Source organism: Clostridium sp. Marseille-P2415, from assembly GCF_900155545.1.
Lineage (GTDB): Bacteria > Bacillota > Clostridia > Lachnospirales > Lachnospiraceae > Lacrimispora.
Genome location: NZ_LT732526.1, coordinates 392,511 through 394,900 on the forward strand (window position 1 = coordinate 392,511; position 2,390 = coordinate 394,900).

A 2,390-nucleotide genomic window follows, 5' to 3' on the forward strand; every position below is an offset into this window, starting at 1 on the left:
TCTGTAACCGCCGGTGTGAATCGGCCTGTACCCGGGGAGACATTGATGAACCCGTAGCAATTGATGAGATTAAAAAATTTATCGCTTATCAGGACTTAAATGAAGCCCGTTGTTTTGTTCCGGAAAAACGCCACAGCTATGGCCGGCCCATAGCTGTGGTCGGAGCAGGTCCGGCCGGCCTTTCCTGTGCCTATTTTCTTGCAGTGGATGGATATAAGGTGACCGTGTTTGAAAAGGAAAAGGAGCCAGGCGGGATGCTGATGATGGGAATCCCGTCCTTCCGTTTGGGAAAAGACGTGGTTCATGCAGAAATCAATGTACTCCGCAAGCTGGGCGTGGAATTCAAAACAGGCGTGGAAGTGGGAAGGGATATTACCATCGGGCAGCTGCGCAGACAGGGATTTGAGGCTTTTTACCTGGCAATCGGCGCTCAGGAAGGCCGCGGTCTTGGGATAGAAGGCGAAGAAGCCGGGGGGGTATATTCCGGCATTGATTTTATCCGCCGTATAAACCGTCTGGAAGATGTGAAGCTGTTTGGGAAGGCCATTGTGATCGGCGGCGGAAACGTGGCAATAGATGTTGCGCGCACGGCTGCCCGTGCGGAGGCTGAAAACGTGGAGCTTTACTGTCTTGAGAGCCCGGAGGAAATGCCGGCCTCACATGATGAACTGGAGGAGGCAAAGGAAGAAAACATAGGGATTCATAATGGCTGGGGCCCGGTCCGGATTATTGCGGAAAACGGACGGGTTACGGGGGTTGAGTTCCGGCGCTGTGTATCGGTGTTTGATAAAAACGGCCGTTTTACGCCTGTGTTCGATGATCGTGATACTATGATAGCGGAAGCTGACTGGGTATTGCTTTCCGTCGGTCAGACCATAAGCTGGGGCAATCTGCTTAAAGGCACAGGGATTGTCTGCAATCCTGACGGTACCATAAAGGCCGACCCCTTTACTTACCAGACTGATGAGCCGGATATCTTTGCCGGCGGAGACGCGTTTACCGGCCCCGGATTTGCCATTGATGCGATTGCGGCGGGTAAGCAGGGAGCGGTTTCCATCCACCGGTTTGTACAGCCGGGCCAGAGCCTCGTCATTGGACGGGACCGCCGTGAATATAAGTCCCTGGATAAAGATTCCCTTGTATTGGAGACCTATGACCGCATGCCCCGTCAGAAGGTCAGACAAAAGGCAAATCCTCACAGCTTCTCCGATGAACGCGGTACCTTTACCGAAGAGCAGGTACAAAAAGAGACGGAACGCTGCCTGGGCTGCGGGGCCGCAGTGGTGGATGAATTCCTGTGCGTAGGCTGCGGCCAGTGTACCACCAAGTGTAAATTTGATGCAATCTCACTGATACGCCGATATGACGGGGAAGGCGTATCCCTGCTGGATATGAAAAAAGCGGTTTTGCCCCATGTGGTAAAACGCAGAGCGAAAATAACCATGAAAAAAATTCGTAAGGCAATGAGCAGACAGGAGGCGTTCCATGCATGAGTTGGGTATTATCGCTGAGGTAGTGCGCGTGGTAGAGAATATCGCCCGCGAGCAGCAGCTGACAAAGGTGGAAACGCTGGTGCTGCAGATCGGCGAGCTGGCTTCGGTGGTACCTTATTATGTGGAGCAGTGTTATCCCGCCGCTGTTTACGGCACGCTGCTGGAAAACACCCGTCTGGAGATTGAAATCATTCCGGGAAATGGACGATGCTGCCAATGCGGTAAAGTATTCCATGTCCTGGAGAACTTACATAAATGCCCTGTTTGCGGGAGTACTTCCTGGGAATTGCTTGGCGGACGGGAGTTTATGATTAAAGAAATTGTGGCCTGTTAATGGAGTGCAGAAAAGCCGGTGTAAGGAGTTGATTTTTATCAAACTTTTATGCTGGCTTTTTTACTACCGGAAAATAGCGTAAGATAGCGGTAAAAAAAGATTGACAAGAAAAATATTGAGGTGTAATATAAAACCAATATATCGATACGATATATATATGATCGATATAAAATAGACAAAGGAGGCAATTATGCTAGAATTCATAATTCTTGGATTCCTCATGAACGGTGAAAAAAGCGGATATGACTTAAAGCAATGGATGACTTATTCAACATCCTATTTCTTTGATGCGAGCTTTGGAAGTATCTATCCGGCGCTAAAGAGGCTGGAGAGTAAGCGCCTGGTTCTGTTTCATGAATCTGTTGAGGGGAGTAAGTATAAGAAGGTATACCGGATCACCGAGAGCGGAAAAGAAGCTTTTTTGAATTGGGTTGCGGAACCGGTCCTTTTCGAAAAGTCAAGACAAGACCATTTGGTAAAGATTTTCTTTTATGAATTTTTGCCCAAAGAAAATGCAATTGCCAATTTAAAAGCTCTTGTTAAAATGATTGAACCCGTTGTAA

The 2,390-nt window shown here is 48.7% G+C and carries 3 protein-coding genes; all 3 read left to right on the forward strand.

Annotation, left to right across the window (positions count from 1 at the left end):
* A partial coding sequence (locus BQ9856_RS25680) for an FAD-dependent oxidoreductase (RefSeq protein WP_139348763.1) occupies positions 1-1,493 on the forward strand: 1,493 nt, incomplete at its 5' end.
* On the forward strand, positions 1,486-1,827 hold the full coding sequence (locus tag BQ9856_RS25685; RefSeq protein WP_077610349.1) for a hydrogenase maturation nickel metallochaperone HypA/HybF: 342 nt from the start codon (positions 1,486-1,488) through the stop codon (positions 1,825-1,827). The genes BQ9856_RS25680 and BQ9856_RS25685, both read left to right, overlap by 8 nt.
* A 190-nt stretch (positions 1,828-2,017) precedes the next feature.
* Positions 2,018-2,390: PadR family transcriptional regulator (locus BQ9856_RS25690; protein ID WP_077610350.1), on the forward strand; the 373-nt coding region annotated here is incomplete at its 3' end.

What these genes read in the sequence shown, in the direction of transcription:
- BQ9856_RS25685 (WP_077610349.1), top strand. Translation starts at nt 1,486, where the DNA reads ATGCATGAGTTGGGTATTATCGCTGAGGTAGTGCGCGTGGTAGAGAAT.